The sequence below is a fragment of the Larkinella harenae genome (assembly GCF_054780515.1).
On record NZ_BAAGWE010000040.1, the window covers coordinates 1 to 666 of the forward strand.

The following is a 666-nucleotide window of genomic DNA, read 5'->3' on the forward strand; positions in this document are numbered from 1 at the left end:
TACCACTGGCAATGGAGGCTCCCTCGAAGAACTCGACGGAGAAGGTCATGTTGGGGCGGTTTCGGTCGTAGACCCAGCCCGAGAAGGTGTTGCAGTTGGCCTCCTGGGTGAGATAGCCTTCGAAGTCCCCCGTCACCACGGGACCTCCACCACTGGTACCGACCGTCAGCAGGATGGGGACCGACACGGGGGCACTCTTGCCATCGGTGGCTGCATAGCTCAGGTTGAAGCTGCCCGATTGGGTGGGCGAACCTGAGATAGTGCGGTTACCCGCATCGAAGCTCAGCCCACTGGGCAGCCCCGTCAGCGAGTAAGTCAGCGGATCGTTGTTGGCATCAGTGAACACGGGCAGTGTTTGGCTGAAGGCGGTGTTGACCGTGGCCGTCAGTGCCGACACCGTGGGAGCCACCGGGGGCTGATTGCCCGGTGTGGGGCTCCCCACCGTCAGCAGGATGGGGACCGACACGGGGGCACTCTTGCCATCGGTAGCTGCGTAGCTCAGGTTGAAGCTGCCCGTCTGGGTAGGTGTGCCCGCGATGGTGCGGTTACCCGCATCGAAGCTCAGTCCACTGGGCAGTCCCGTCAGCGAGTAGGTCAGCGGATCGTTGTTGGCATCGGTAAACACGGGCAGTGTTTGGCTGAAGGCCGAGTTGACCGTGGCCGTCA

At 62.8% G+C, this 666-nt stretch carries 1 protein-coding gene; it reads right to left on the minus strand.

Annotation, left to right across the window (positions count from 1 at the left end; genetic code table 11):
* The coding region (locus ACYVH9_RS31625) for a putative Ig domain-containing protein (protein ID WP_460640453.1) at window positions 1-625 on the minus strand (625 nt) is incomplete at its 3' end.
* Window positions 626-666: the final 41 nt, after the last annotated feature.